Origin of the sequence: Ramlibacter lithotrophicus, from assembly GCF_012184415.1 — a bacterium.
GTDB classification, from domain to species: domain Bacteria; phylum Pseudomonadota; class Gammaproteobacteria; order Burkholderiales; family Burkholderiaceae_C; genus Ramlibacter; species Ramlibacter lithotrophicus.
The window spans coordinates 686,068-711,574 of the sequence record NZ_VTOX01000002.1; the positions used below are offsets into that span (position 1 = coordinate 686,068).

Sequence of the window (25,507 nt, forward strand, 5' to 3'; positions counted from 1 at the left end):
CTGCGGTCAGGCAGGCGGCAGCGTGAACCGGCGCACCTTCGACTCGTCGACGACGACGCCGAGGCCGGGCGCGGTGGGCACGTAGGCGACCTGTCCGCGAATGGGCAGCGGCTCGGCCAGGTAGTCTTCGGCGATGAACTGCGGCCCGTTCAGGTCGGCCGGCAAGGTCATGCCGTAGGCCGCGAAGAGGTGCACGGACGCGGCGAAGGTGATCGGCGCGTCCATCAGGTTCGAGCCGATGAGCGCCAGGCCGGCGTTGAGCGCCAGGTCGCACATCTGGCGCGCGTAGTGCAGGCCGCCGACCTTGGACACCTTGATCGCCAGCCCCTCCACCGCCTCGCGCCGGATCAGGTCGATCACGAACGGCAGGCCCATCGCCGCCTCGTCCAGTGCGATCGTCAGCGGCGTGGCGGACAGCAGTTTCTTCATGGCGTAGACGTCGCTCATGGGCACCGGCTGCTCGAACAGGGTGACGCCGCAGCGCTCGAACGCGCGCGCCATCCGGATCGCCTCCTCCAGCGTGTAGCCCTGGTTGGCGTCGGCCCAGACGAACGCGCCGGGCGCCGCCTGCGCGACGGCCTGCACGATCTGCGCGTCCAGCGCCTTGTGGTGGCCCACCTTCACCTTGAAGCCGCGATAGCCTTCGGCCAGCGCCGCCTGCGTGATGCGCACCGCCTCCTCGGGGTCGGCCGCCGACACCAGCCGCGCCAGCGGCACCGAGTCCGCGCGCTTGGCGCCCAGCCAGCTCTGCACGGTGATGCCCAGGCGCTTGCCGATCAGGTCGTGCGCGGCCAGGTCGATGGCGCACTTGGCGATCGGCTGCCCCGGGTCCAGCCCCACGGCCAGTTCGCGGTTCATGCGCGCATGCAGCCCGGCCAGGTCGAACAGGTCGTGCCCGATCACGGCCGGCGCCAGGTACTCGCGCAGCGAGGTCACGCACGATTCCAGCGTCTCGGCCGACCAGCGGCGCGACGGGCCGGACTCGCCCCAGCCGACATGGCCGTCGTCGTCGGTCATCTTCACCAGGGCGACGCGCTTGCCTTCGTCGAGGGTGCGCGACGGCCCGCGCGGCAGCGTGAGCACCGCCTTCATCGGCAGGCGCACTGGAAAGACTTCGATCTTCGCGATCTTCATGACGCTCACCGGTAGTTCAGGAAGACGGGGCTGGCCCACGCGACGTGGCCGTTGCGCTGGCGCACCCGCAGGTAGACGTGCGACCGGCCGTCCGGCACCGCAAGCGTGCAGCGGCCGGAAAGCGACGACGCCGCCAGCGGCAGCAGGCGGTGCCACTGGTAGCCCTCCTTCGGAAAGCCGCCGGTGAACAGGTTGTGCGAGCCTTCGAACAGGCGCGCGAGCGGCGACGACGATTCCTGCGCCACCGGCTCGGACAGCGCCAGGTGCAGCACGCTGTCGGGGCCGGCCTGCAGCTCCAGCACGACGCTCTGGTTCGGGTTCTCGCGGTAGGCGTTCTGGCGCGCCGTGTACGAGCGGATTGCCAGCCCGTCTTCGCCGAGCCGCCCGAAGCGGTGGCGCCGCTGCTCGTCGAACGGCATGGACTGCAGGCAGGGGAAGAAGCGCAGGATGCGGCCCGGCTCGACGCGCAGTTCCATCGCCCAGTCGCAGATGCGGTCGAGCGCCAGCGCCCCCCAGGGGCCCCAGCCCCATTCCAGCCGCACCTGGACCGGCTGCGCGAAAGCGTCGTGCTCCGGCACCGCCTGCGCAGCGAAGGCACGGTGCACGATCGCGCCGTCCTGGATCACCTCCACGACGTCGATCTCGTCGCGACCGCGGACCGAGAATGCCGCCTCGACCTGGCTACCGGCGCTGATCGTCGATCCCATCGGCGCCCCGTCGACGCTGAAATCGACTTCGATCCGGTCGCCCGTCAGCGCATAGGTGCGGCGCGAGCGGATCGCCTCGAAGATGCCTTCGCGGCTGAAGTCGCGCACCAGCGCCGCCATCAGGCCTTCGCCGTAGGCGCCCGGAAAGCCCGCGTGGTCGTCCGACGAGCCGACGAAGCCGAAGCGCAAGCCCGCCTTCAGCCCGGCCGCCGCCGTGTTGGACGTCTGGCGCCCGCCCATCGAATGGCTGAAGTAGGTGAGCGGCCCGCGGTCGTCCTCGCCGTTGCCGTGCTCGGAATAGACCTCCACCACCGGCGTGCACTCCTCGTGGAAGCACTCCCAGTTCACGCCGCGGCTGCCGCCGGGATACGCCAGGTGGTGCGGGATCATCAGCGCGCCCTCCTCGGCGCAGAAGCGCCGCAGCTGGCCCGGGTCGGCGGTGTAGTGCAGCGGCCGGTGGTCGCGCGGGAACACCACGCACTGGTCGCCCCAGTGCGATGAGTGCCACTCGAAGCCGAGGAAGGCACAGAACGCACCGTCGCGGTTGCCGTCGGCGATCACCTGCTGCACCCGGGGCCAAGTGTCCTTCAGACGCCTGAAGCCGTCGATCCAGTGGCGCTCGCGCTGGCCCTCCATGGCCGGCATGTCGTGCCAGCTGGAGTGGCCGGTGAAGGCGAAGAAATCCAGGTGCGTGCGAGCGATGTCCAGCGAACGCTCGATGGAGCCGACGCCATACCCGTGCGCGTTGTGGTTGTGGATGTCGCCGTAGAGGATCTGCCAGCCGCTCATGGCCTGGCGCGCCGCTGGCAGGCGGCCGCGGCCGCCGGGACTGCTGCTTCGATGATGCACCCCCTTGCTGGAGGCCATTCGAGCAAAGCCCGTCCGGCCTGTCAACGAGGGAAACGCTCAGGCTCGCGACACCTTACAGGCAGCCCAGCGCGCCGTGCAGCGCCTTGCGGAAGCTGGGGAACTTGTGGACGTCGCCGTGGCCGGCGCCCTCGACGCACAGCAGCTGCGCCGCCGGTGCCGCCGTGCGCAGCGCGTGGCTGTGGTGGATGCCGATCAGTTCGTCCTTGTCGCCGTGGATCAGCATCAGGGGACCCTTGAGCCGCGCGGCGTGCTCCGCCGTGTGCAGCGGATAGCGCAGCACCTGCCGCGGCACCCAGGGATACAGCTCGTCGGCCAGCGCACGCATGCTGCTGTACGGGGACACCAGCAGCGTCAGGTCGGGGGCGTGGCCCGCGGCGCACAGCTCGGCCGACAGGCCAGCCGCCAGCGCCGTGCCGAGCGACTGTCCGGCGATGACGATGCGCTTGCCCTCGTACCGCGGCCCGTAATGCGCCCAGACCGCCGCGACGTCCGAGCGCAGCTGCGCCTCGCTCTCGATGCAGCTGGTGCTCTTGCCGTAGCCGCGGTAGTCGAACATCACCACGTCGAAGTTCACCTGGCGGAACGCGTCGATGTCGACCAGGCAGTCGCGCAGGTTGCCGGAGTTGCCGTGCAGGAAGAAGACGACGCCCCGCGGGTCGGGCAGCCGCAGCTGCGCCGCCGACAGCCGTGCCCCTGGCACTTCGATCCATTCCTCGATGACGTCGGCGTCGCCCACCAGCGGCTCGTCGGCCGGCAACGGGGTGGGCTCGAACAGCAGGCGCTCCTGGCGGAACCACAGCCAGCCGATGGCGGCGGTGTACACCGCGCCGACGGCGGCGAGCAGACCCAGGGAGAACAGTGCGTAGACCATGTTGCTCCCCTTCTTCATGATCACTGCTTGTTGCCGCGGTCCGACGGACCGTTGCGATCGGACAGGCCGGCGCCGGGCGGGCCGAGCGGCGCGCTGTCGCCGCCCTTGGCCTTGGCGGTGCCGCCCGCGCCCGTCACCTTGCCGCGCGGCCGCACCATGTCGTCGTCGTCCAGGTTGACGCTGCCGCCGCCCATCGGCTTGTCGTCGGCCGCGCCGTGGTCGCGTTCGTTGACGCCGCTGGGCGCCACGAGATCAGGCTGGTCGTCGCTGGTCAGGCCGATCTTGCCGGGCCCGTCGCCGCGGTAGTCCTGGCGTGCGGGATCGGACGTGCGCCCTTCGCGGTCCTGCTGCGGCTTTGCGCCGGGCGACTGTTCCTGCTTCGACATGTCCTGCTCCTTTTTTGGTGGCGGCCTTCGGCCGATCCATGGGCGCAGCATGCGACGCGGCCAAGCTCAACGCTGTAGGAGCCGGACGGCGCGCGGCGTAGGAACCTCGCGGCGCGCGAGGCAGGAGGGTGCCGTGGACGAGGAAGGGGCGCTCGCGTCGCGCGCGCGCTTCACAGCAGCGAGCCGAACCAGGCGAGCGCGTGCTCGTGCAGTTTCTCGGTGAATGGCCGCGCGCGCCAGGCCTGCAGCGTGACGCGCCGCGACTGCTTCAGGTCGGCCTCGAACACCTCGGTCTGGCGCGCGGCGAACGCCGCGTCGTAGATATTGAGGTTGGCCTCGTCGTTGAGCCGAAACGAGCGCACGTCGAAATTGGTGGAGCCGACCGACGTCATGAGGCCGTCGACCACCATCAGCTTGCAGTGCAACATCGTCGGCAGGTACTCGTGGATCTGCACGCCGGCCTCGAGCAGCTCGCCCCACAGGCCGCGCGACGCGCGCCGCACGGTGGCCGTGTCGATGTGCTCGCCCGGGACGATGATGCGCACGCGCACGCCGCGCCTGGCGGCCGCGACCAGCGCGCGGCGCGTGATGTCGTCCGGCACGAAGTACGCGTTGGCGATGTCGATGGTGCGGGTGGCCGCGGTGATCGCGAGCAGCATCATCATCAGCATGCTCTCGCTGCCGCCGTTGGGGGAGCTGGCGAACATCTGCGCGCTCTGCTGCCCCGCCGGCTGCAGCGTGGGGAAGTAGTCGCGCCCGTGCAGCACCTTGCCGGTGGTCTTGCTCCAGTTGTCGAGCATCACGCTCTGCATCTGCGCCACGATCGGGCCTTCGACGCGGTAGTGCGTGTCGCGCCAGTGGTCGGGGTCCGCGGCGTTGCCGGTCCACTGCGGGGCGATGCCGACGCCGCCGGTGAAGCCGACCTCGCCATCGACGATCAGCAGCTTGCGGTGCGTCCGGTTGTTGATGCGGTCCAGGTTGTACCAGGTCAGGGGGTGGTATTTGCGGACCTCGACGCCGGCGGACTTCATCCTGTCGACGATCGCGTCCTCCACCCGCGAGCTGCCGACCCAGTCCAGCAGCACGTGCACCTTCAGCCCCGCGCGGGCACGTTCCGAAAGCGCGTCGGCGATCTCGTTGCCGATGTCGCCGGACCAGTAGATGAACGTCTCGAACATCACGGTCTTCTTCGCGGCGCGGATCGCCTGCAGCATCGCCGGGAAGATCTGGTCACCGTTGATCAGTTCGGTCACCTTGTTGCCGTCGAGGATCGACGGTCCCATCAAGAGTCCCATGGACCGCAGGAACTGCGGATCCTCCACCGGGTACAGGTGCTCGATTTCGGTCTCGACCTTCTTCTCCGGACCGGTGAAGTTGATGTAGAGCAGCCCGACGAGGAGCGTGATGACGATGGTGGCGAGGATCACTGGTATTGGCTTGTGGGTCACGGTGGTGGAGGCCTGCGGATCGTACTGTGGACGGCCGCCATCGTGGGGCCGGCGAGCCCATCCGTGTGAAACCTCCCGTTGCGCTGCGCGAAAATGGCGCACGACCACCTGGAGCGACCATGCCCTTTCGCGCCTACCTGATCTCCAGCACGCCCGAGGGCGTGCACGCCGCCTTCACCATGCTCGACGACGACGGGCTCGACCCGGGCGACGTCACGGTGCGGGTGCAGTACGCCAGCATCAACTACAAGGATGCGCTCGCGGCCACCGGCAAGGGCCGGATCATCCGGCGCTTCCCCTGTGTCGGCGGGATCGACGCCAGCGGCATCGTGGAGGCCTCCGGTTCGCCCCGCTTCCAGCCGGGCGACGCCGTGATCGTGCACGGCCACGGTTTCGGCGTGTCGCACCACGGGGGCTACGCCGCCCGCGCCCGCGCGCCGGCCGCCTGGATCAACAAGGTGCCGGCCGGCATGAGCACCCTCGATGCGATCACGCTGGGGGTGGCCGGCTACACGGCGGCCCTCGGCATCGACGCCATGGAATTGAACGGGCTGGCCCCGCACAAGGGCAAGGTGCTGGTCAACGGTGCCACCGGTGGGGTTGCCAGCGTCAGCATCGACCTGCTGGCCCAGCGCGGCTACGACGTGGTCGCCGTCACGGGCAAGCCGCAGGAGGCGCAGTACCTGCGCGAGCTCGGGGCCGCCGAAGTGATCGCCAGCGCCGACCTCGCGGCGGGCGACAAGCCGCTGGAGCCGGCGCTGTGGCAAGGCGCCGTCGATTCGCTGGGCGGAGCACCGCTGTCGGCGCTCACCCGCACGATGCGCAAGGACGGCGTCATCGCCAGCATCGGCAACGCTGCTGGACTGGAGTTCACCACCAGCGTGATGCCGTTCATCCTGCGCGGCGTCCGGCTGCTGGGCATCAACTCGGACAACGAGCCGGAGGTGCGCGAGCGCGTGTGGCAGCGCCTCGCAAGCGATCTGAAGCCGAAGCACCTCGCCGCCATCGCGCGCGTGATCCCGTTCGACGAACTGCCGCAGGCGATCGCCGCGGTGATCGGCGGCCGTGCCCGGGGCCGGACGGTGGTCAGGATGGCGGACTGAGGTACAGCTCGCGCAGGCGTTCGCGCTCGGCCTCGCGCAGGCGCAGCCCCTCGCGCAGGTAGGCCTCCATGCCGCCGTAGTCGGCATCGACGGCGTCGAAGGCCGCCCGCAGGAACTCCGGCTGCACCCGCCACAGCACCATCTGCACCTCGGGGGCCAGACCGTGCCGCGAGGCTTCCATGGGCTTGAGCCGCTCGTTGGTGAGCAGGTAGTCGCGCATCACGTCGGGCTCCGGTACGCCCAGGCTGCGCAGGATCAGGGCCGCGGCGAAGCCGGTGCGGTCCTTCCCGGCCGTGCAATGGAAGACGGTGGGTTCGCCGCGTTCCAGCAGGTGGCCGAACAGCTCGGCGAACCGGTGCGTGTTGTTGCGAACGAAGCCGCGGTAGGTGTCCTGCATGTGCGCGACCACCTCGCCCGGGGTCAGCCGGTGGCCGGCCGCGATCAGGTCCGACAGCTTCTGCACGATGGTCGGCTCGATCGCCAGCGAGTGCACGGCCACCTGAGGCAGCGCGCACGGCGCCGCGGCCCGCTCGTTCACGCCGCGCAGGTCGAGGACGCGCCGCACCCCCAGCGCGCGGATCTGCGCCACGTCCTGCGCGGTGAGCGCACCCAGGTGGTCGGCCCGGAACAGCCGGCGCGGCGCCACCCGTTCGCCCCGCTGCGTGCGGTGGTTGCCGAGGTCGCGGAAATTCGTGGCGCCTGCGATCTTCATGTTCATCGTTCCGTGGCCTTGCGGCTGCTGCCGCGCACCAGGCTCGCCGGATACCTGCGCGCGTTGATCTCGATCTTCTCGCGCGCCGCCTCGGCCAGGTCGATCCCCAGCCGGTCGGCCAGCTGCAGCAGGTAGAGCAGCACGTCGGCGGCTTCGTGGCCGACGGCGGCGAGCCGCTCCGGTGGCAGCTGGCGGCTCTGCTCCTCGGTCAGCCACTGGAAATGCTCCAGCAGCTCGGCGGCCTCGACCGACAGGGCGCAGGCCAGGTTCTTCGGGGAGTGGAACTGCTCCCAGTCGCGCTCCGCGGCGAAGGCGCGCAGCGAGCGGGTGAGCGACTCGATGGTGGGGTCCATGGCGCGATTCTGCCTTGCGCCGCTTCGCCGGCCGTCCCCCGGACGGCAAGAATGCCTGGCCGCTCGCGCGCGCCAGGCATTCCTGGTTGGGACAGGCGGCTGCCTTACTTGCTGCTCTTGCTGCCGGTGGACTTCTTCTCCCCGCCCTGGCTGCTGCGCTTGCTGCTGCCGCTGCTGCGCGCGCTCGCGCGTTCGCCCTGCGCCTTGCTGCCCTGGCTGCCGGCCTTGCCGCCCTTGCTGGCGGCCTGCGCGCGGCTCGTGCCGCCGCTCGACGAGGAAGACCTGGAATTTCGCGATGCCATAGAAATGCTCCTTGGTTGTGGCGCGGACGGCACTGGTGCGCAGGCCGCAGTGCGGACTCTAGGAGTGCGAGTGGAAACTTCTGTCGGTTGTGGTTGCATCGCCGTGTAGGAATCGGCTCATGCGGGGTCAACCGGCCGGCTGCGCGAGCAGTTGCCGGGCCGCCTGCATGTCGCCGCGCAGCACCGGCAGCGAGCGGTCGATCCAGGCCGCAAGCAGAGGGTCGCGGGTGGCGAGCCGCGCGCGCTCCAGCAGCGCGACGGTCTCCGCATGGTCCTCGATGCCTACCACGCGGACGTACGCGGCGTCGAAGTCCGCGCTCGGCGGCACGGCCGCCAGGCGCTGGAGCTTGGTGGCCGCGGCACCCTCGAGGCGGGTCGGCACGGCCATGCCGCGCGCCCGCATCAGCGTGCCGAGTTGCTGCCACGACTGCACCCGGTGGGCGGCCAGCGCCTGGGCGTACGAACGCACCCGCGGGCTGGTCGCGCGCGCCGCCGCCAGCCGCGACACCTCGATGTCGTAGAGGCTGCTCGCCGCCAGCTGTGCCAGGAGCTCGCGTTCCTGCGCCGTCAGCGGCGCGAGGGCTGGCGGCGCGACGACCACGGCCGGCTGCACCGGCGGTTGCAGCGGGGCGCAGCCGGCCGCCAGCGTCCCGGCGAGGACCAGCAGCAGCCCGGCTGGCGACGAGGAGCCGCCCCATGCCGGCGTCGTGCGCACCGCCGTCATCGCTTGCTGCCGCCTTGCGAGGCCTTCATCTTGCCGCGCTGCTCGGTGCCGGCCTTGATGCTCTTGCCCTGCTCCACCTGCTGCTCGTCGTGGCGGCGGTCGCTGGCCGACGCCCGGCTGGCGTTGTTCGACTGGCTCCCCGTCCGCTTGCCGAGGTGCTCCCTGGGCTTGCCCTTGGTCATGACTGCTCCTTTACGTGAAAAGGGATGGAAGCAATCTAGTGCGCGGCCGGGCGGGCGGTGTAGTCGCATGGTCCGCCGGCCCGTAGGACGGCAGCGCTCAGCGCCACGCGGCGCGGGAGCGGGCCCGCACCTGCAGCACGGGTGCCGCCGGCTCGGCCGCGCCCGCGCCCTGCGGCTGCGCCGGCGGCCACGTCACCTGGTCGAACCGCTGCGCCATCGCGTCCGTGATGAAGCGGCTACGCGCCGCGTACACGTGGCGGTCGCCGCCGCCGGCCTGCTGCGTGACGTAGAAGCGGTGCGGCACGACCAGGTGCAGGTGCTCGCGCGCCCGCGTCATCGCGACGTACAGCAGCCGCCGCTCCTCCTCCAGCGCTTCGGTGGTGCCGGTCGCCATGTCGCTCGGGATGCAGCCGTCGACCACGTTCAGCACGTGCACGCAACGCCACTCCTGGCCCTTGGCGCTGTGGATCGTCGACAGGATCAGGTAGTCCTCGTCCAGCAGCGGCACGCCGGCCTCGTCGCTGGTGGCCTGGGGCGGATCGAGCGTGAGCTCGGTGAGGAACCGCTCGCGGCTCGCGTAGCCGGCGCCCAGGCGCACCAGCTGGTCCAGGTCGAGCTTGCGCACGTGCGCGTCGTCGTGCACGCGCTCCAGGTGCGGCAGGTACCAGTCGCGGGCCAGCTCCAGTTCCATCGGCCAGTCGCTCGCCGGGCGGCGCAGGCGCGCATACAGGGCCGCGAAGTCCTGCCAGGCCTCGCGGGCAGCGGGCGGCGGTTCGAAACGCTGCACCACGTCGGCCGGCTCGGCGGCCTCGGCCATCGCATCGAGCAGCCGGGTGGCCGTGGCCTGCCCGATCCCGGGAACGAGCTGGGCGACGCGAAAGCCCGCCAGCCGCCCGCGCGGGTTCTGCGCGAAGCGCAGCACGGCCAGCAGGTCCTTGACATGCGCCGCTTCCAGGAACTTGAGCCCGCCGAACTTGACGAACGGGATGTTGCGCCGCGCCAGTTCCAGCTCCAGGGCCGCGCTGTGGCTGCTGGTGCGGAACAGCACCGCCTGGCTCTTGAGCCGGCAGCCCGCTTCGCGCTGGCGCAGGACCTGGTCGGCGACCCAGCGTGCCTGCGACGCCTCGTCCGGCACCAGCAGCAGCTGCGCGCGCGGACCCGCCGCCTTGTCGGTCCACAGCTGCTTGGCGTGCCGCTCGCGCGCGGCCGCTATCACGGCATTGCTTGCATCCAGGATCGCCTGGGTGCTGCGGTAGTTGCGCTGCAGCGTGACCACCCGCGCTTCGCCGGCGGCGAACTGCCGTGGGAAGTCGAGGATGTTGCGGACCGTCGCGCCGCGGAAGGAATAGATGCTCTGCGCATCGTCACCGACCACGGTGACGCCCTGGCCGGTCGGCTTCATCGCCAGCAGGATCCGCGACTGCAGCCGGTTGGTGTCCTGGTATTCGTCGACCAGCACGTGGTCGAAGCGCGCGCCGACCTCGGCCGCCAGCGCCGGCTCGGCCATCATCTCGTCCCAGAACAGCAGCAGGTCGTCGTAGTCCAGCACGTTCTGCTGCTGCTTGGCTTCCACGTACGCGCCGAACAGGCGCTTGAGTTCGCTCTCCCACTGACTGCACCACGGATACATGTCCTGCAGCACGCGATCCAGCGGCTCGCAGGTGTTGAGCACGCGCGAGTAGATCGAAAGGCAGGTGCCCTTGAGCGGGAAGCGGTTCTTCGTCTCCGCCAGGCCGATGTCGTGGCGCACCAGCCCCATCAGGTCTTCCGCATCGCCGCGGTCGTGGATGGTGAAGTTCTCCTGCAGCCCGATGCGCAGGGCGTACTCGCGCAGCAGCCGCGCGCCGATGCCGTGGAACGTGCCGCTCCACGGCAGGGCAGGCAGCGCGGCGGAAGGCGCGAGGCGCAACGAGCGCTGCAGCACACTGCCGACGCGGCGCTCCATCTCCTGCGCCGCGCGCCGGCTGAACGTGAGCAGCATCATCCGCTGCGGATCGGCCCCATGGCGCACCAGGTTGGCGACACGATGGGCCAGGGTGCTGGTCTTGCCCGAACCGGCACCGGCGATCACCAGCAGCGCGCGCTGGTCGTGCGCGTCGTCCCCGGTGCCGTGCCGCACGGCCTCGAGCTGCTGCGGATTCAGTTCGGCGAGCGGATCGATGGTGGCGGCGGGAGAATGGACGGACTGCATGGCGGGCGACCACTGTATATTAATCCAGTGGACAACATCCTCGTCGGCACGGCCTCCTGGACCGACAAGACCCTCATCGACTGCGGGCGCTTCTACCCGAAGGACTGCAAGAGCGCGGAGGCGCGGCTGCGCTACTACGCCACGCAGTTCCCGCTGGTCGAGGTGGATTCCAGCTACTACGGGGTGCCGACGCCGGTCAACGCGCAGCTGTGGGCGCAGCGCACCCCGCCCGGCTTCGTCTTCAACGTCAAGGCGTTCCGCCTGTTCACCGGCCACCAGACCTCGCCCGACGTCCTGCACAAGGACCTGCGCGAGGCGCTCGGCCCGAACCCGCCGAAGATGATGTACTACCGCGACACGCCGGCGGAGATCCGCGACGAGCTGTGGCGCCGGTTCATCGAGGCGCTGGCCCCGCTGCGGGCCAACGGCAAGCTCGGCGCCGTGCACTTCCAGTTCGCGCCCTGGCTGCTGCGCAACCGTGACGGAATGGCACACGTACGCCATTGCGTCGAGCGCATGCCGGGGCACCTGCTGGCCGTGGAGTTCCGCAACAAGAGCTGGTTCGAAGGCGAGCACCTCGAACGCACCCTGGACTTCGAGCGCGAGCTCGGCGTCGTTCACACCATCGTCGACGCGCCGCAGGGCTTCGCCAACGTGGTGCCGTGCGTCTGGGCCGTCACCAACCCCGCCCTGGCGATCGTACGGCTGCACGGGCGCAATGCGGCCACCTGGAACATCAAGGGCGCCACGAGCGCCTCCAGCCGCTTCGACTACTGGTATTCGCGCGAGGAGCTGGCCGCCATGGCGCCCGAGATCGGGCGCATGGCGGGCCTCGCGCAGCACGTCCACGTCCTGTTCAACACCAATTACGAGGACCAGGGCCAGGAAAGCGCCCGGCTGATGCGCCAGGTGCTGGCGTCAACGGGAAGTCAACGAACGTAAGAACGCGCTGCCGCGCCGGCTGGCGGGGCCTTGCCCCGCTAGACTGCCGCCACATGACCCATATCCGAAAGTTCGCTCCCGCCGCCGTCGCGCTGGCCGCCGCCGTGTTCACGACCGCCGCCACCGCGCAATTGAAGCCACCGCGCAACGCGCTGCCCACGGCCCCCGCCGCGCCATCCGCGCAGCCGGCTTCGGCACCGGCACCGGCGAACGCCGCGCAGCGTGAGAAGGCAGCCGCCGGAGCGCTGGCCGCCGGCGGCTGGCTGGTGCTGCTCGATCGACGCGACTGGGGCCGCGCCTGGGAGGCGTCGAGCACGGTGTTCCGCGGCACCGTGCCGCTGGCCACCTGGATGGACGGCATCCCGAAGGTGCGCGAGCCGCTGGGCGCCCTGGTGCAGCGCACCCAGGCCGACGCGGTCTACAAGACGACGCTGCAGGGCCGCCCGGACGGCGAATACGTCACCGTCATCTTCGACTCGAAATTCGAGCGCAAGCAGGTGCAGGAAGTCGTCACCACCGTCCGCGACACGGACGGCAAGTGGCGTGTCACCGGCTATTCCACACGCTGATCGCGGCGCGCCCGGGGCGCGGCCGAATGCCCGGCCGCGCGCGCGGCGCCGGCACCGGCCAGGCGCTCGGCGCTCGCCACGTGGTAGCGCAACGCCGGCACCCCTTGCGCCAGCCACTGGCGCAGCGCCGGGTCCTGGACCGCGGCGCCCGCCTGCTCGTAGGCAGAAACGGTTTCCTGCTGCGCCTGGACGGCGACTTCCGCCACCCAGGTCCGGTCCAGCTTCGCGCCCTGCAGCCGCGCCAACCGCGTGAGCGTGCGCCGCTGCGAGTTCTCCAGCATCGGCGCGGCCATGCCGCGCCGGTGCAGCATGCGCAGCAGGTCGTCGCCGCTGGCCGAGTGATGGCTGGCGAGCGTCGCGGCGAACGAGCGCACGCCCGGGTCGGTCGACTTCGCCAGCACCAGCCGGGCGGCTTCGGCCTGGAAGCGGCTCGCGGCGGCAGCCTCCCTCAGGAAGCGCCGCTCCTCGCGTTCGTGCGGGGACAGGCGCCGCGCACTGGCGGCGGCGGCGGGGGCGAACATGTGCCGGGGGGTGGTGCGTGGTGGAGGAGCGGGCGAGCGGGCACCGGCGGGTCGCGGGGCCGCGTATTCGGCCTCGGTCTCGGCCCGGGCCCCGGCGCTGCACAGCGGACCGGCGAACGCGGCCACGACGCACCAGCAGACGCTCCTCATCACCGCCTCTCCTCCTGCACCGCCGCGCGCGGCTCGATGCCGGCGCAGCCCCGATCCTCAGCAGCGGCGCGGCCGCGCAACGTCGGCGCGCACCTCGTGGCGCCGTAGGACGGAGCGATCAGCTGCCCGTCTTGTTGCCGGTGTTGGTGCCGGTGGCGGAGCCCCTGGGCGTCGAGCCCAGGTCGCTGCCTCCAGCGCGATTGCCCATCGCGCTGGCATCCCCGCCGGACTGCGGCAGCTTCTGCGCGGCGGCGAGGTGCTCGCGCAGATGCGGCAGCGTCTTCTCGATCCAGGCCTTGAGCTCGGGGTCCTTGACGTCCTTGCCGGCCTTCTCGAACTTCCTGATGTCCCGCTGGTGGTCCTTGATGCCGACCTCGCGCACGAAGCGCTGGTCCAGCTCCTTGCCGCCCAGCTTGCCGAGCTTCTCGATGTCGCGGCGCTTGCTGCGCGGAGGCGCGGCCGGCAGCTCCACCTTCTTCGCGTTGGCCAGCTGGACAAGCTCGTTGTTGGCGGCGCTGTGCTGGTCCACCAGCATGCCGGCGTAGCTCTTCACGGCCGGATCCGTCGCCTTGCTGGCGGCGATCTTCGCGGCCTCCACTTCGTACATGCCGGCCTCGGCGGCCTCCTGGATGAACTTGCGGTCGCCGCGCGCCAGCTTGTCGTCCTTGCGCGTTTCGGCGTTGCGGGCGCCGGTGCCCGGTTGGGCCGCGGGCGCCGACTGGCCCCCGGTCGCGGACGAGCCGGTGCCGGAAGTGCCGCCGCTCGCGGTGGTCTGGGCCAGCGCGACGCCGAACGACAGCGCGAGCGAGATGGCGAGGGGAATGGTGCGCATCGAGGGTCTTCTCATGGAATGTTCCTTCGGCGAGTCAAAAAAATGGTGGCGCCGCAAGCGGCGCCACCGGACCGGTTGGCCCGCGTGCGGGCTTACTTCCTCGTGGACGACAAACTGCCGCTGCTGCCCGTGCTGGTGCCCGTGCTGCTGCCCGTGCCGCTGCTGCCGGTACTGCCCGTGCTGCCGGTGCTGCTGCCGCCGGTCGTGCTGCTGCCGGTGCCCGTCCCACCGCCGCTCATCGTGGTGCCCGCGCTCCCCATGCCGCTGGACTCCGACATCTGGCTCGACCCGTACCCCGACGTGCCGCTGCTGCCGCCCATGCTGCCGCTCGAACCGGCGCCGCTGCCGCCCTGGCCCTGGCCCCCGCTGCGGCTCGCGCGCCAGCTGGTGAAGTCATCCGAGAACTTCTTGTAGCGGTCCTCGCGCCACGAGTGGTAGTCGTTGTCCAGGTTGCGCATCTGCTCCTCGCGCCACTTCTGGTAGTCCGGATCGTGATGGCCGCCGCTGCCCATGGAACCGCCGGAGCCATGGCCGTGCTCCTGGCCGCCGCTCCAGCCCTGGCCCTGGTTGTAGCCGCTGCTGCCGTAGCCTTGCGAACCCATGTTGCCCATGCCGCCATAGCCACCTTGCGAGCCGCCGTACTGGCCGCCCGTGGCGCCGTAGCCCTGCTGGCCGCCCATGCCGCCGTAGCCCTGCGACCCCATGTGCTGTCCGCCCTGGCCACCATAGCCACCCTGCATGTGCTGGCCGCCCATGCCGCCATAGCCACCTTGCGAGCCATAGCCGCCCTGCGATCCGCCATAGCCGCCTTGCGAGCCCATGTGCTGCCCGCCCATGCCGCCGCCGTACTGGCCCTGGCCGCCCATGCCGTAGCCGCCCTGCGATCCCATGTGCTGGCCGCCCATGCCGCCGTAGCCGCCGGTCGAGCCCATGTGCTGGCCGCCCATCCCACCGTAGCTGCCCTGGCCGCCCTGGCCGCCCATGCCGCCGCTGTAGCCGCCTTGGCCGCCGTAGCCGCCGCCCTGGCTGCCGCCCGAACCGCCGCTCTGCTGGCTGCTGCCCCAGGTGCGTTGCTGGTGCTGGCTGCCCCAGTCGGCGCCGCCCTGGCCCCCTTGGCCGCCCCAGCTGCCATAGCCGCTCTGGCCGGTCTGGCCGCCGCCATAGCCCTGGCTGCCGCCCGCGCCACCGAAGCCGGAGGACTGCATGCCGCCCGCGTTCCGGCCCCAGCCGCCCTGGCTGCCGAACTCGCCGCCGTGGCTGCCGAACTCGCCACCCCGACCCTGGCCCTGGCCCTGGCCCTGGCCGTATTCAGAGCCCGAGGTGCCGCGGCCGTAGCCATGGCTCTCGCCGCCGCCGCCATAGCCGCCATACCCGCCGGACTGCTGCGAGCCGAAGTCGGAGCCGGACCGTTGGCCATAACCCTGCGAGCCGCCTTGCTGCGAGCCACCCTGGCTCCAGCTGCCGCGCGACTCGCCGCCGGCCTGGCCGCCCTGGCGGCCCTGTTGCTCGCTGCCCCGGCCCTGATGCCGCTGGTTGTCGTCGTAATCGTGTGATGCCATCTGCAGTTCTCCTTGCTTGTCGCTGCTGTCGAAAAAGCGGGGCCCCCGGGCCCGTCGCCGGACGACGTTAGGACGGCACGATGAGCCTTCGTGTCGGACAAGGGCGACATCGTGTAGGACTGCTCGGCATTGCACGGCGCGCGTTCCGCGGACAGGCGAGGGCAAGAGCCGCAGACGACGGCGCGGAACAGGACTTTGAAGATGTGTGTGTCCGGGACGGACGTCCACGTCCACGTCCGCGGCCGTTCCTCCGCGGCTGCGCCCGGCCGTCTGCGGCCTGGGAGTCCGCCTGTCGGGTGACGCCGCGCCCGCAGCGGCAGCAGTCACTGGCTCAGCGAAGGCGAGCGGGCGGGCGGCGCGTCGGTGGGTGCGGGTTGCTGGCGCAATTGCCTGACGTGGTCGGCATGGCGCTGCGCCTGTTCCAGCTGGCGCTGCGCCGCCTCGTGCAGTTCGCGCGGCAGATTGGCTTGCAGGGCGTCGCGGCACTGCCGCGCGATGTCATCCAGGCCACGCTCGCATTCCTGCAGCAGGGCGTCGTCGCCGGCACCGCCGAAGAGACCGCGGATCTGCAACCACACGCGCTGGGCCGCGCCGGTCACGCTGCCCCGTTCGCCGACCGCGGCGCCGCGCCGTTCGAGTTCGCCGCGCCAGTGCTGCGACCAGCTGGCGCACTGGCTCGCGAGCGCTTCGAAGTGCGCGGCCAGTTCGGCGGTCCGGGCATGTTCCGCCGCCTCGCGCAGACCCAGTTCGCCGTCGCACGCGTTCTCGAGGAGCGCCTCCAGCACCTCGCCCACCCGCGCGGCGCCGGCGCTGCCGTCGGTCGCATACGAGCGCGCGTTCTCGGCGCGCTGCCAGGCGGCACGGGCCGCGGGCCGGGCCTCGTCCCACGACAGCTTGGACACGCCTTTGCGCACCAGCCAGTCATTGGCGACCACGCGCTCGGCGACGTCGAACTCACCGCCATACAGGTGGTAGCTCACCCAGCCGAGCTCGTACGCGGGGCCGTAATCGCCGGCGCTGCGCGCGGGATCATGGTAAGGCTCGCCAGCATAAGCCTCGCGCCAGTAGTCGGCCTCGCTCAGCGGATACGCCGCGTGCTCCGGGTCGCCGGGCCGCAGCAGGGCGGCGGCCTGCGCGAGGCTGGCGACCGGTGCCGCCGGCCGCGCCGCGGCAACGTCGCCGCCCCATCCACCGTCACCCTCTCGGGCGCTCCACTGTCCTGCCTGTGATTGCATGCCCTGCATGGTGGCTGCGGTTGCCCGGGTGCCCGTCGGCGGGAGCCGCGCGGACTCGTAGGATGGAGCCGACGGATGCGCCGCGCGCGGGCGGCGTCAATGCGTCGCGTGAACCAGGTGGCTGGCGCCCATCACGAGCGAGATGCCCACCAGCAGCCAGAAGATCTGGGCGCCCGTCTCCGCCGCCGTCAGGCGCTTCTGCAGCTGCGGGATCAGGTCCGCCAGCGCGACGTAGATGAAGCTGCTGCTCGCCACGGTGAGGAAATACGGCAGGAATTCGTGCAGCCGGTCCACCAGCCACCACCCGACCAGGCCGCCCAGCGGCGTGACCGCGCCGGCGAGCGAGACCTTCACCAGCGCCATGCGCCGGTTGCCGCTGCTCGCGCGCAGCACCGCCAGGTCGCCGACGTGGTGCGGCACCTCGTGCGCCAGCACGGCGAGCGCGGCGACCAGCCCCAGGCGCAGGTCGGCCACGAAGGCCGACGCGATCAGGATGCCGTCGCCGAAGCAGTGCACGCTGTCGCCGGCGAGGACGGCCCACGCGCCCGAGCGCAGCCGGGTGTCGTGCTCGTGCGCGTGGTGGCCGTGCGCAGGCTCCCCGCCGGCGTGATGGTGTTCGTGCCCGTGGTGCCACAACTCGGCCTTGTCCAGCAGGAAGAAGAACACCAGCCCGAACAGCAGCACCGAGAACAGCGCCTCCGCGCCCGCGCCGCTCTCGAACGCTTCCGGCAACAGGTGCATGAACGCAGTGGCAAGCAGCGCACCGGCCGCCAGGCTCAGGAGGTGCTGCGGTCCCACGTGGGTCGCGGTCTGCACGCCGCCCTGGCCGCGGAAGCCCAGTCGCATGAGGCCGGCGGCCAGCCACACGCTGCCGATGCCGACGGCCAGCGTGGCGGCGAAGATTGAAAGCAAGGTCATGGCGCGACGGGCGCGCTGGAGCGCGCGCCCTGGATCCCTCTGGCCGGCCTCGAAGCGTCCGGCTCGGCGGCGATCTTAACAATCCCGCCGCGGGCGCCGTGCGCGGCGCCCCCGTCAACGCAGTTCGTGCAGGCTGTGGCGGGTGGCGAACGCGTACAGGTCCAGCCGGTTGCACACGCCCAGCTTGTTGTAGATCGAGGTGAGATGGTTGCGCAAGGTGTGCTCGCTGATGCAGAGCCGATCGGCGATGACCTTGCCGGGCGCGGAGGCATCGCTCGCGACGGCCGCGATGGTCTGCCGCTCGCGCAGCGTGAGCGTCGCGATCTTCGAGCGTTCCGGATCGCTGCGATCGGCCGCCTTCTGGCGCGCCATCTCCATGAAGATGCGGCTGGTCGCGCCGCGGTCGATCCACAGCTCGCCGTCGTCGACCTTCTCGATGGCCTTGAGGAGCGCCTCGGGCGGCTCGCCGGTCCGCACCACGCCGCGCACCCCGGCCATCACGGCGCTGTCCATCCACGCGTGGTCCGACGACGCCGTCACAAGAAGCAACTTCGCCTGCGTCTTGGCGCAGAACTCGGCAAGCACCTCGATGCGGCTGGCGTCGATCGCGAGCACGGCCACGTGGGCCGACACCCTCTGCAGCATCGCCAGGCCACCGTCCAGGTCGGTCGCGGTGCCGATGACCTCGAACCGGGGGTGCGCCGACTGCACCAGCCGCTCGAGACCCCAGCAGACCAGGGGCAGCGCGATCACGAAGACCTGGGTCGGGCGGGCGCGAGCGGCGTTGTTCATTTTCGACGGCTCAGGCAAAGGGGATCTGATGGTAATGAGCCTGTGCCGCCCGTGGAACGGGACCAAACCCGCCGTGCGCAATTTGTCGCAAATTTCAGGACGATGTCACAGCCGGTGCCCGACAGTGAACTCGACCGGGACGTTTGTCATGCGCGACGGGCTCCGAAGCCGGGGACGAGAACCACGCCGACGCGGCGAAAGCTCCCAGGTGGAAAGGCCTGAACCGCCCACGACACGCCCGGGCGTGCCGCCCACACTGTCCGCATGTTCGAGGAACAACGCGTCAACCCCCGGGAGCGCCTCGCGCTCCTCCTGAAACTCGCGGATGGCGCGCAGGCGGTGACGCGCGACATCAGCGCCTCGGGCCTGTACTTCGAGATGCAAGGCGCGCACGTGCTGAGCGGTCCCGTCGATTTCGAACTCGAGTTGCCCGAGGTTTCCATGCGGTTCACGGCGTCCGGCGAGATCGTGCGGGTCGAGCTGAGGGACGGCCGCACCGGCGTCGCGGTGCGCCTGATCGACCCCCGGCTGGACGCGATCGAGCCCGACAGCGGCTAGTGAGTTTGTCCCGGCGGCCAGCCGGGTTTGTCCTGCCGAAATCGGGAGGACGAACCCATGGCGGGGCAAGCCGGCGTTCCGCATATTCACATTCCCCGACATCCGTCACCAAGAAAGGGAGCAAGCGCATGAAGAGTGGATTCGAATCGCTGGCGCAGCTGGCCACGCCGGACCTCGCCGACGCCCGGCTCGCGCTGCTCGTCGTGCTCCTGATGCTGGCCGCGTTCATCGACGTGCGCACCTTCCGCATTCCGAACTGGCTGACGTACGGCGGCGCCGTGATCGGCCTGGTCCTCGGCACGGCGATCCAGTGGCGGCTGCTCGGCCCGGCATGGGCAGCCGACGGCCTGCTGTGGTCGCTCGGCGGCCTGGCGGCGGGGCTGGCCCTGATGCTGCCGATGTACGCCCTGCGCGTCATGGGCGCCGGCGACGTGAAGTTGATGGCCATGGCCGGCGCGTTCCTCGGGCTGGGCCAGATCGTGCCGGCGGTGCTGTGCGTGTTCGTCGCGGGGGGGGTGCTGGCGGTCGGCTATGCCCTCTGGCGGCGCGCATTCGGCCGGATGACGGCCAACGTGGTCGACATCGTCCAGTCGATGGCATTCGCGGCCATGAGCGGCGTGCGGGCCGGCGCCCCGCGCCCCTCCGTCGGCAACCTTCCTTACGGCGTCAGCATCAGCGCGGGAACGATCGCCTGGGTCGTCCTGAGCCAGGCCTGAGGCCGCCCCCGACTTCACCGGAGTAATGCCATGAGAAACATGAAGGCAATCGGACTGCTCCTCCTTGCAGTCATCACCGGACTCGCCGCCGCGGTCTACGCGGCCAGCTGGGTGGCACAGCGCGGCAACATTGCCTCGAGCAAGGTCGCCGTCGCGGCCGTCGACATCGAACTCGGCAGCAAGATCAATCCGCAGATGATCCAGCTCGTCGACTGGCCCACCGGATCCGTGCCCGAGGGCGCGTTCCGCGACGCCAAGGACCTCCAGGATCGCGTCGTGAAGGTCAGCGTCCTGCGCGGCGACGCCATTCTCGAACGCAAGCTCTCGCCACCAGGCTCCAAGGGCGGGCTGTCGGCCGTGATCGCCGAGGGCAAGCGGGCCATGACCGTGCGTGTCAACGACGTCGTCGGCGTCGCCGGATTCGCCCTGCCCGGCACCTATGTCGACGTGATGCTGAACACGCAGCGCGACAACGGCAAGGGCGAAGCCAACCAGATCAGCCTGACGGTCCTGGAGCATGTCCTGGTCCTCGCCGTCGCCCAGGAGGCGAGCCGCGACGACACCAAGCCCAAGGTCGTCAGCGCAGTGACGCTGGAACTGAGCCTGGAAGACGCCGAGAAGCTGGACCTCGCCCGCAGCGTCGGCACCTTGTCGCTGGTGCTGCGCAACCAGCTGGACAAGCAGACGGTCGCGACCGACGGCATCACCCGCGACCAGCTGCTGCGGTTCAAGCAGGCCGTCGCGAAGGCTCCTCCTCCGCCGGCGATCGTCCGCACGGCCGTGATGGGCGCACCTCGCATGCCGCAGCCGCAGCCGGCGCCGCGCGACTGCGTCGAAGTCATCCGCAACGGCACCCGCGCGATGCACTGCTTCTGAGCTCGCGCTGCCCCCGAAGAAGAAAACCAGGGAGAACCACATGTCAACATTCCACCGGGGCCGTCCGGTCCTGAGCGCCGCCGTGCTCGCCGTCCTTGCCGGCTTCGGCCTGGCCGCCCTCGCCCAGCAGCCTTCGCAGCGGGCGCCCGCCCCCGGCGCCGGCCAGCCGACGACCAACGGCGCCTCGGCACTGCGGCCCTGCACGTCGGTCAAGCTCGATCCGACGACCTATCTCACCCTCGGCAAGTCCCGAGTCGTGCGGCTCGACGCGCCGGCCGTGCGCCTGGTGGTCGGAGGGCAGCCCTCGAGCCGCGCCGGCCGGCCCGTGCCGGTCGAGCAGGGGCAGGCGGCGGGCGCCGCGGGGACGCAGCCCGCAGGCGGCGCCGGCGCCTCCGACGGGGTCGCTGACACGCAGATCACCTTGCTCAGCCCGACCGAGCTGTTCCTGCTCGGGCGCAAGACCGGGTCGATGAACGTGGTGGTCCAGGGGGCGGACGGCCATTGCACCGTCAAGGACATCGTCGTGACGGTGGACCCGGACACGCTGCAGGCAACGCTGCGCGACCTGATGCCGGACGAGACCGGCGTGAAGGTCAAGGGCGCCGAGAGCTCGCTCGTGCTGACCGGGACGGTCACCGACACGGTGAAGCTGGAGCAGGTCGTGCACCTGGCGCGCTCCTACGCCGACGACAAGAAGGTGGTGAACCTGCTGCGCGTGACCGCGCCGCAACAGGTCATGCTGGAGGTGCAGATCGCGGAGGTCAGCAAGACGCTCCTGAACCGCCTCGGGCTGGATTTCACGCGCTTCTTCACGACGGCCGACGGCAAGAGCAAGATCATCTCGGGCTTCTTCGGCGGTGCCGCGGGCCTCCTGAGCCGCTCGCGCAACGCGGTGCCGGGCGGTGCGAACGCGTCGAGTTCCACCGACCTGGGCATCGACGCCGCGAAGAACGACGGCATCGTCCGCGTGCTTGCCGAGCCCAACATCATGGCGATCAGCGGCCAGTCCGCCAGCTTCCTGTCGGGCGGCAAGATCTTCATCCCGGTGGCCCAGGACAACGCATCCGGGCGCTCGACGATCACGCTGGAGGAGAAGGAGTTCGGCGTCGGCCTGCGCTTCACGCCGACGGTGCTCGACGGGCGGATCAACCTGAAGGTGGTCTCCGAAGTGTCGGAGCTGTCGCAGACCGGCTCGCCGTTCACCGCCGTCAACGGCGTCACCGCCATCCTCCCCTCGATGACCACGCGCCGCGTGGACACCACCGTGCAGCTCGCGGACGGCCAGAGTTTCGCCGTCGCCGGCCTCATCAAGAACAACGTGACGGAGGCGCTGAACCGCTTCCCGGGGCTGGGCGAGGCGCCGGTCGTCGGCGCGCTGTTCCGCTCCACCGAGTTCCAGAACGACCAGACCGAGCTGATGTTCGTGGTGACGCCGCGGCTGGCCAAACCGGTGACTGCCGCCATGACGCTGCCGACCGACAACCACGTCGTCCCGAACCGCACCGAGCTGTTCCTCAACGGGATGGCCGAAGGCGCCGCGCCGCCACCGGCCGGTCCGGCTCGCACCGCCCCGGCCACGGTGCCGGCGCCCGCTCCGGCCCCTGCCCTCGAGCGGCCGCGGTCGGCGCTGCCGCCGGAGCCCGCGGCCTTGCCGCAGACCAGTTCCCTCGGCAACGTCGCGGCTGCGGAGCCGGCCGTTTCCACTCCGGTGCTGCAGACCACCGTCAACGCGCTGCCGGTCAATCCCGCGAAGCCGCTCGCGCCCTGAAGCAGGAGGTCACATGCACAAGTTCCTCATCGTCGCCCTGGCGCTCCTGGCTGCCGGATGCGCGAGTTCGCCGACGCCCAATTACGACCTGCGCTTCGGCGACGCCGTGCGCGAGGCGCGCCGGGCCATGACCTTGAATCCCGGGGCCGGCGGCGGCCCCGCCCTGCACGGCCTGGAAGGCACGACGGCCGCCGAAGCCATGGGCCGCTATCACGACTCGTTCAAGGCCCCGCCGCCGGTGGTCAACGTGATCAACATCGGCGGCGCGGTGGGCGCTGGCAAGTAGCCAGGCAATCCACTGCCGGCGAGAACACTCGGCGCGCGCCGCCGGAAAGGAGCGAGACAACAGTCAACGACCCGCGACATCCACCAACAAGCAAGCTTCATTCAACCTTCTGTCAACCATTTATCGGGAGATGCCATGAACCAACTTTTCAGCTCCATCCGTTCCTTCGCGATCGAAGAGGACGGCGCCCAGGTCATCGAATACGCGCTGATCATCGCCGTCGTGTCGATCGCGCTGATCCTGCTGCTCGACAACCTGATCGGCACCGACTTCAACACCTTCATCGGCCGCGTCGGCAACTGCCTGCGGGTGGCGAACGGCTGCGTCTGAGGTGCGATGACGGCGCGGGAGCCCCGGCGCCTTGCCGGGTCCCGCAGCCGACACGCTTGCGAGACAACATTCCGACAACATCAGCGAGGTGCGGCCATGAGCAGCATTGTCAGCCGGTCCCGGTCGCTGGCGGCCGAAGAAGACGGAGCCCAGGTGATCGAGTACGCCCTGATCGTCGCGGTCGTCGCGCTCGGGCTGCTGCTGGCGTTGCAGCCGCTCGCCGACAGCGGATGGTGGGGAACGTTCCTCACCCGCCTTTCGAACTGCTTCACCGGGACCTGCGCCTGACCACCACTCCAGCGGAGCCGCCGCGCCATGAAGACCACCAGACGCCACCAGCGTGGAGCCGTGATCCTCACGGTGTCCATGATGCTGCTGTTCCTGCTCGGGTTCATGGGGATCGCCCTGGACCTGGGCCGGATGTTCATCGTGAAAACCGAGCTGCAGACCGCGATGGACAGCTGCGCGCTCTCGGCGGCACAGGAACTCGACGGGCTGGCGGACTCCATCACGCGCGGACGCAGCGCCGGCCTCACGGCGAGCAACCTCAACAGCGTCAACCTGCAGTCCGGCAACTGGGACGGACAGGGCCAGCTCACGGCGGCCGGCATCGTCTTCCGGGACGCCAGTTTCCTGGAGACCACGAACCCGGCGACCGCCAAGTACGCCGACTGCCAGCACACCCAGCCGGCGATCCGCATGTGGCTGTTGCACGCGATGGCGGCCTTCGGCGGCGACACCGGCGCCTACCCTTCGACCCGCTCGGTGCTCGCCAGGGCGGTGGCGACGCGCTCGAGCGCCCAGACCACCTGCCCCGTGCCCGTGGCGCTCAAGCCCAAGACCACCTGCGGCGGGCCCTGCCCGGGCCCCACCTACGGCTTCGGCACCGGCGAGTGGGTCAAGCTCATCATGGAACAGGCTGGCGCCGCCGGCGGCGAGATCGGCTGGGCGAACCTGGACGGTTCGAACAGCGCATCCGAAACCGTCGCCGAAATGGAGGGGCACTGCGGAACCGAGGTCGGCGACACGCTCGGCACGCCAGGCGTGCAGACCGCCGTGGCCGACGTCTGGAACTACCGGTTCGGGATCTACAAGAACACCGTCAATCCGGCCGTCAAGCGCCCCGACTTCACCGGCTACGCCTATACCGCGGCCAACTGGCCCTCGCAGTTCAACGCGTACAGCGGGGCCACGCCCGCCGGCGCCCACGCGACGGCCGCGAACTTCGTCACCAAGCGCCAGCAGTTCGCGTCGTGCGCGGACACCGGCACGAGCGTCAACGGCGCCACCGGCTGCGAGGGCATCACCGGCCTCACGTTGAACAGCTTCCAGAAGCTCGCCAACCCGGGCGTCGCGCCGACGGACGGGCATCGCGCGTACGGCATGAACCGGCGCCTGGTCATCGTGCCGGTGATCAACGAAGCCACCAACGTCATCGACTATGCCTGCATGTTCATGCTGCAGCCGCTCAGCATCCCGATGACGGACACCTGGCTCGAGTTCCGCGGCAACGCCGGCGCGGCGGGCAGCCCTTGCACCACGTCGGGCCTGCCCGGGGGATCCGCCGGCCCCCTCGTGCCGGTCCTGGTCCGCTGAGGAGAAGCCGCCATGGGACGCAAGACACAACGAGGCGTGGCGATCGTCGAATTCGCGCTGATCCTGCCGCTGCTGCTGATCCTCACGCTGATCACCACCGAGTTCGGCCGCGCGATGTACGAGTACAACACCGTCGCCAAGTCGGTGCGCGACGCCGCCCGCTACCTGTCGATCCAGCTGCCGAACACCAAGCAGGCCGAAGCCGCCAACCTGGTGGTTTACGGCAAGACCGCCGCGACCGACTCGGACCAGCCGCTGGCGCGCGGCCTGTCCACTTCGAACGTGACCATGCCGACCTGGCAGAACGCCGGGGCCGACCCGATCATCACCACCGTCACCGTGCAGGTGACCGGGTACACCTTCAACTCGATGGTACCGGGCGTGTTCGGCCTGAACCTCGGTTCCTACACGTTCGCCCCCATCAGCGCCACCATGAGGAGCCACCTGTGAAGAAGAAGCAGGGCGGCGCCGCCGCCGTCGAATTCGCCTTCATCCTGCTGCTGTTCCTGATGTTCCTGCTGGGCATCGTCGATTTCAGCCGCATGCTTTTCACGTGGAACGCCGCCAATGAGGCGGCGCGGGCCGGGGCCAGGTACGCGGTCGTCTGCGACGACACGTTCAACGAGACCAACGTGCTCACCCGCATGCAGGGCATGCTGCCGCAGATCCAGGACATCGACCTGGCGTGGATCCCCGCCGGCTGCACCCACGCCACCTGCGAAGGCGTGACGGTGACGATCCAGAACCTCGGGTTCCGCTGGATCTCGCCCATTCCCGACGTGGTGATGGCGCTGATTCCCATGCCCACGTTCTCCACCTTCCTCACGCGGGAAGTCATGCGCCAGGACCCCAACAGCGCCGCCATCTGCTCATGAG

General features: G+C 70.4%; 30 protein-coding genes. 13 read left to right on the forward strand and 17 right to left on the reverse strand.

Features of this window, described 5'->3' with window-relative positions:
• Positions 1–6: 6 nt before the first annotated feature.
• The 5 genes from RAMLITH_RS09360 to cls all read right to left on the reverse strand — a co-directional run bounded on the left by RAMLITH_RS09360 (position 7) and on the right by cls (position 5,401).
• Positions 7–1,134, reverse strand: a complete 1,128-nt coding sequence (locus RAMLITH_RS09360) for a mandelate racemase/muconate lactonizing enzyme family protein (RefSeq protein ID WP_168107084.1) — start codon at positions 1,132–1,134, stop codon at positions 7–9.
• A gap of 5 nt (positions 1,135–1,139) precedes the next feature.
• Complete coding sequence (locus RAMLITH_RS09365) at positions 1,140–2,630, reverse strand: CehA/McbA family metallohydrolase domain-containing protein (RefSeq protein WP_168107085.1); 1,491 nt, start codon at positions 2,628–2,630, stop codon at positions 1,140–1,142.
• A 133-nt stretch (positions 2,631–2,763) separates the two neighbouring features.
• Positions 2,764–3,600 (reverse strand): alpha/beta hydrolase, encoded by an 837-nt coding sequence (locus tag RAMLITH_RS09370; RefSeq protein ID WP_168107086.1) that lies wholly within the window; start codon positions 3,598–3,600, stop codon positions 2,764–2,766.
• Between the two features lie 2 nt (positions 3,601–3,602).
• Positions 3,603–3,968: a hypothetical protein gene (locus RAMLITH_RS09375; protein WP_168107087.1), complete on the reverse strand. Its 366-nt coding sequence runs from the start codon at positions 3,966–3,968 to the stop codon at positions 3,603–3,605.
• Between the two features lie 170 nt (positions 3,969–4,138).
• The gene (cls, locus tag RAMLITH_RS09380; RefSeq protein WP_168107234.1) at positions 4,139–5,401 is read right to left on the reverse strand and encodes a cardiolipin synthase; all 1,263 of its coding nucleotides are present in this window, start codon (positions 5,399–5,401) and stop codon (positions 4,139–4,141) included.
• 134 nt (positions 5,402–5,535) lie between these two features.
• Here cls and RAMLITH_RS09385 point away from each other — a divergent pair, with 134 nt between their 5' ends.
• Positions 5,536–6,519, forward strand: coding sequence for an acrylyl-CoA reductase family protein (locus RAMLITH_RS09385; protein ID WP_168107088.1), 984 nt, complete (start codon positions 5,536–5,538; stop codon positions 6,517–6,519).
• On the opposite strand, the gene RAMLITH_RS09390 is transcribed toward RAMLITH_RS09385, so the two are convergent.
• From RAMLITH_RS09390 to RAMLITH_RS09415, 6 genes are all read right to left on the reverse strand, one after another.
• The gene (locus tag RAMLITH_RS09390; RefSeq protein WP_238344087.1) at positions 6,503–7,231 is read right to left on the reverse strand and encodes a tyrosine-protein phosphatase; all 729 of its coding nucleotides are present in this window, start codon (positions 7,229–7,231) and stop codon (positions 6,503–6,505) included. The two genes, RAMLITH_RS09385 and RAMLITH_RS09390, sit on opposite strands and share 17 nt — an antisense overlap.
• A gap of 2 nt (positions 7,232–7,233) precedes the next feature.
• Entirely contained in the window at positions 7,234–7,584 is a 351-nt protein-coding gene (locus tag RAMLITH_RS09395; protein ID WP_168107090.1) for a nucleotide pyrophosphohydrolase, read from the reverse strand.
• Positions 7,585–7,688: 104 nt separating this feature from the next.
• The gene (locus tag RAMLITH_RS09400; RefSeq protein ID WP_168107091.1) at positions 7,689–7,886 is read right to left on the reverse strand and encodes a hypothetical protein; all 198 of its coding nucleotides are present in this window, start codon (positions 7,884–7,886) and stop codon (positions 7,689–7,691) included.
• Between the two features lie 127 nt (positions 7,887–8,013).
• Complete coding sequence (locus tag RAMLITH_RS09405) at positions 8,014–8,610, reverse strand: DUF4142 domain-containing protein (RefSeq protein ID WP_168107092.1); 597 nt, start codon at positions 8,608–8,610, stop codon at positions 8,014–8,016.
• Positions 8,607–8,792 carry a hypothetical protein gene (locus RAMLITH_RS09410; protein ID WP_168107093.1) on the reverse strand — a complete coding sequence of 62 codons (186 nt, stop codon included), beginning with the start codon at positions 8,790–8,792 and terminating at the stop codon, positions 8,607–8,609. The genes RAMLITH_RS09405 and RAMLITH_RS09410 overlap by 4 nt, the downstream gene beginning before the upstream one ends.
• Before the next feature lie 97 nt (positions 8,793–8,889).
• The gene (locus RAMLITH_RS09415; protein WP_168107094.1) at positions 8,890–10,983 is read right to left on the reverse strand and encodes an ATP-dependent helicase; all 2,094 of its coding nucleotides are present in this window, start codon (positions 10,981–10,983) and stop codon (positions 8,890–8,892) included.
• A 27-nt stretch (positions 10,984–11,010) separates the two neighbouring features.
• Between RAMLITH_RS09415 and RAMLITH_RS09420 the strand changes: the two genes are divergently transcribed.
• Together RAMLITH_RS09420 and RAMLITH_RS09425 are read left to right on the forward strand one after the other, a co-directional pair.
• Positions 11,011–11,925 carry a DUF72 domain-containing protein gene (locus RAMLITH_RS09420; RefSeq protein ID WP_337786127.1) on the forward strand — a complete coding sequence of 305 codons (915 nt, stop codon included), beginning with the start codon at positions 11,011–11,013 and terminating at the stop codon, positions 11,923–11,925.
• A gap of 53 nt (positions 11,926–11,978) precedes the next feature.
• Entirely contained in the window at positions 11,979–12,494 is a 516-nt protein-coding gene (locus RAMLITH_RS09425) for a DUF4019 domain-containing protein (RefSeq protein ID WP_168107096.1), read from the forward strand.
• On the opposite strand, the gene RAMLITH_RS09430 is transcribed toward RAMLITH_RS09425, so the two are convergent.
• The 6 genes from RAMLITH_RS09430 to RAMLITH_RS09455 form a co-directional block, all read right to left on the reverse strand.
• Positions 12,479–13,165 (reverse strand): DUF4142 domain-containing protein, encoded by a 687-nt coding sequence (locus RAMLITH_RS09430; protein ID WP_168107097.1) that lies wholly within the window; start codon positions 13,163–13,165, stop codon positions 12,479–12,481. The two genes, RAMLITH_RS09425 and RAMLITH_RS09430, sit on opposite strands and share 16 nt — an antisense overlap.
• Before the next feature lie 118 nt (positions 13,166–13,283).
• Positions 13,284–14,012 carry a DUF4142 domain-containing protein gene (locus RAMLITH_RS09435; protein ID WP_168107098.1) on the reverse strand — a complete coding sequence of 243 codons (729 nt, stop codon included), beginning with the start codon at positions 14,010–14,012 and terminating at the stop codon, positions 13,284–13,286.
• 77 nt (positions 14,013–14,089) lie between these two features.
• On the reverse strand, positions 14,090–15,556 hold the full coding sequence (locus RAMLITH_RS09440) for a hypothetical protein (protein WP_168107099.1): 1,467 nt from the start codon (positions 15,554–15,556) through the stop codon (positions 14,090–14,092).
• Between the two features lie 323 nt (positions 15,557–15,879).
• Positions 15,880–16,791, reverse strand: a complete 912-nt coding sequence (locus tag RAMLITH_RS09445) for a PA2169 family four-helix-bundle protein (RefSeq protein WP_168107100.1) — start codon at positions 16,789–16,791, stop codon at positions 15,880–15,882.
• A 96-nt stretch (positions 16,792–16,887) separates the two neighbouring features.
• Complete coding sequence (locus RAMLITH_RS09450) at positions 16,888–17,709, reverse strand: ZIP family metal transporter (RefSeq protein ID WP_168107101.1); 822 nt, start codon at positions 17,707–17,709, stop codon at positions 16,888–16,890.
• A gap of 114 nt (positions 17,710–17,823) precedes the next feature.
• Complete coding sequence (locus RAMLITH_RS09455; RefSeq protein WP_168107102.1) at positions 17,824–18,501, reverse strand: response regulator transcription factor; 678 nt, start codon at positions 18,499–18,501, stop codon at positions 17,824–17,826.
• Positions 18,502–18,765: 264 nt separating this feature from the next.
• On the opposite strand from RAMLITH_RS09455, the gene RAMLITH_RS09460 reads away from it, so the two are divergent.
• From RAMLITH_RS09460 to RAMLITH_RS09505, 10 genes are all read left to right on the forward strand, one after another.
• A complete protein-coding gene (locus tag RAMLITH_RS09460) occupies positions 18,766–19,059 on the forward strand; it encodes a PilZ domain-containing protein (RefSeq protein ID WP_168107103.1) in 294 nt (97 codons plus the stop codon).
• Between the two features lie 128 nt (positions 19,060–19,187).
• Positions 19,188–19,775, forward strand: coding sequence for an A24 family peptidase (locus RAMLITH_RS09465; protein ID WP_168107104.1), 588 nt, complete (start codon positions 19,188–19,190; stop codon positions 19,773–19,775).
• A 30-nt stretch (positions 19,776–19,805) separates the two neighbouring features.
• Complete coding sequence (gene cpaB / locus RAMLITH_RS09470) at positions 19,806–20,651, forward strand: Flp pilus assembly protein CpaB (protein WP_168107105.1); 846 nt, start codon at positions 19,806–19,808, stop codon at positions 20,649–20,651.
• A gap of 40 nt (positions 20,652–20,691) precedes the next feature.
• Positions 20,692–22,419, forward strand: coding sequence for a type II and III secretion system protein family protein (locus tag RAMLITH_RS09475; RefSeq protein ID WP_168107106.1), 1,728 nt, complete (start codon positions 20,692–20,694; stop codon positions 22,417–22,419).
• Positions 22,420–22,432: 13 nt separating this feature from the next.
• Positions 22,433–22,705, forward strand: a complete 273-nt coding sequence (locus tag RAMLITH_RS09480) for a hypothetical protein (RefSeq protein WP_168107107.1) — start codon at positions 22,433–22,435, stop codon at positions 22,703–22,705.
• Between the two features lie 135 nt (positions 22,706–22,840).
• A complete protein-coding gene (locus RAMLITH_RS09485) occupies positions 22,841–23,035 on the forward strand; it encodes a Flp family type IVb pilin (protein ID WP_168107108.1) in 195 nt (64 codons plus the stop codon).
• 96 nt (positions 23,036–23,131) lie between these two features.
• Positions 23,132–23,323 carry a Flp family type IVb pilin gene (locus tag RAMLITH_RS09490; protein WP_168107109.1) on the forward strand — a complete coding sequence of 64 codons (192 nt, stop codon included), beginning with the start codon at positions 23,132–23,134 and terminating at the stop codon, positions 23,321–23,323.
• Between the two features lie 27 nt (positions 23,324–23,350).
• Positions 23,351–24,631, forward strand: coding sequence for a pilus assembly protein TadG-related protein (locus RAMLITH_RS09495; RefSeq protein WP_168107110.1), 1,281 nt, complete (start codon positions 23,351–23,353; stop codon positions 24,629–24,631).
• Between the two features lie 12 nt (positions 24,632–24,643).
• The gene (locus tag RAMLITH_RS09500; RefSeq protein WP_168107111.1) at positions 24,644–25,081 is read left to right on the forward strand and encodes a TadE/TadG family type IV pilus assembly protein; all 438 of its coding nucleotides are present in this window, start codon (positions 24,644–24,646) and stop codon (positions 25,079–25,081) included.
• On the forward strand, positions 25,078–25,506 hold the full coding sequence (locus tag RAMLITH_RS09505; RefSeq protein WP_337786128.1) for a TadE/TadG family type IV pilus assembly protein: 429 nt from the start codon (positions 25,078–25,080) through the stop codon (positions 25,504–25,506). The genes RAMLITH_RS09500 and RAMLITH_RS09505 overlap by 4 nt, the downstream gene beginning before the upstream one ends.
• The last annotated feature ends 1 nt before the right edge of the window (position 25,507 follow it).

Coding starts and splice junctions, on each gene's coding strand:
- RAMLITH_RS09360 (WP_168107084.1), bottom strand. CDS start 1,134: ATGAAGATCGCGAAGATCGAAGTCTTTCCAGTGCGCCTGCCGATGAAG.
- RAMLITH_RS09365 (WP_168107085.1), bottom strand. CDS start 2,630: ATGAGCGGCTGGCAGATCCTCTACGGCGACATCCACAACCACAACGCG.
- RAMLITH_RS09370 (WP_168107086.1), bottom strand. CDS start 3,600: ATGAAGAAGGGGAGCAACATGGTCTACGCACTGTTCTCCCTGGGTCTG.
- RAMLITH_RS09375 (WP_168107087.1), bottom strand. CDS start 3,968: ATGTCGAAGCAGGAACAGTCGCCCGGCGCAAAGCCGCAGCAGGACCGC.
- RAMLITH_RS09385 (WP_168107088.1), top strand. CDS start 5,536: ATGCCCTTTCGCGCCTACCTGATCTCCAGCACGCCCGAGGGCGTGCAC.
- RAMLITH_RS09390 (WP_238344087.1), bottom strand. CDS start 7,231: ATGAAGATCGCAGGCGCCACGAATTTCCGCGACCTCGGCAACCACCGC.
- RAMLITH_RS09395 (WP_168107090.1), bottom strand. CDS start 7,584: ATGGACCCCACCATCGAGTCGCTCACCCGCTCGCTGCGCGCCTTCGCC.
- RAMLITH_RS09400 (WP_168107091.1), bottom strand. CDS start 7,886: ATGGCATCGCGAAATTCCAGGTCTTCCTCGTCGAGCGGCGGCACGAGC.
- RAMLITH_RS09405 (WP_168107092.1), bottom strand. CDS start 8,610: ATGACGGCGGTGCGCACGACGCCGGCATGGGGCGGCTCCTCGTCGCCA.
- RAMLITH_RS09410 (WP_168107093.1), bottom strand. CDS start 8,792: ATGACCAAGGGCAAGCCCAGGGAGCACCTCGGCAAGCGGACGGGGAGC.
- RAMLITH_RS09415 (WP_168107094.1), bottom strand. CDS start 10,983: ATGCAGTCCGTCCATTCTCCCGCCGCCACCATCGATCCGCTCGCCGAA.
- RAMLITH_RS09425 (WP_168107096.1), top strand. CDS start 11,979: ATGACCCATATCCGAAAGTTCGCTCCCGCCGCCGTCGCGCTGGCCGCC.
- RAMLITH_RS09430 (WP_168107097.1), bottom strand. CDS start 13,165: ATGAGGAGCGTCTGCTGGTGCGTCGTGGCCGCGTTCGCCGGTCCGCTG.
- RAMLITH_RS09435 (WP_168107098.1), bottom strand. CDS start 14,012: ATGAGAAGACCCTCGATGCGCACCATTCCCCTCGCCATCTCGCTCGCG.
- RAMLITH_RS09440 (WP_168107099.1), bottom strand. CDS start 15,556: ATGGCATCACACGATTACGACGACAACCAGCGGCATCAGGGCCGGGGC.
- RAMLITH_RS09445 (WP_168107100.1), bottom strand. CDS start 16,791: ATGCAATCACAGGCAGGACAGTGGAGCGCCCGAGAGGGTGACGGTGGA.
- RAMLITH_RS09450 (WP_168107101.1), bottom strand. CDS start 17,709: ATGACCTTGCTTTCAATCTTCGCCGCCACGCTGGCCGTCGGCATCGGC.
- RAMLITH_RS09455 (WP_168107102.1), bottom strand. CDS start 18,501: ATGAACAACGCCGCTCGCGCCCGCCCGACCCAGGTCTTCGTGATCGCG.
- RAMLITH_RS09460 (WP_168107103.1), top strand. CDS start 18,766: ATGTTCGAGGAACAACGCGTCAACCCCCGGGAGCGCCTCGCGCTCCTC.
- RAMLITH_RS09465 (WP_168107104.1), top strand. CDS start 19,188: ATGAAGAGTGGATTCGAATCGCTGGCGCAGCTGGCCACGCCGGACCTC.
- cpaB (WP_168107105.1), top strand. CDS start 19,806: ATGAGAAACATGAAGGCAATCGGACTGCTCCTCCTTGCAGTCATCACC.
- RAMLITH_RS09475 (WP_168107106.1), top strand. CDS start 20,692: ATGTCAACATTCCACCGGGGCCGTCCGGTCCTGAGCGCCGCCGTGCTC.
- RAMLITH_RS09480 (WP_168107107.1), top strand. CDS start 22,433: ATGCACAAGTTCCTCATCGTCGCCCTGGCGCTCCTGGCTGCCGGATGC.
- RAMLITH_RS09485 (WP_168107108.1), top strand. CDS start 22,841: ATGAACCAACTTTTCAGCTCCATCCGTTCCTTCGCGATCGAAGAGGAC.
- RAMLITH_RS09490 (WP_168107109.1), top strand. CDS start 23,132: ATGAGCAGCATTGTCAGCCGGTCCCGGTCGCTGGCGGCCGAAGAAGAC.
- RAMLITH_RS09495 (WP_168107110.1), top strand. CDS start 23,351: ATGAAGACCACCAGACGCCACCAGCGTGGAGCCGTGATCCTCACGGTG.
- RAMLITH_RS09500 (WP_168107111.1), top strand. CDS start 24,644: ATGGGACGCAAGACACAACGAGGCGTGGCGATCGTCGAATTCGCGCTG.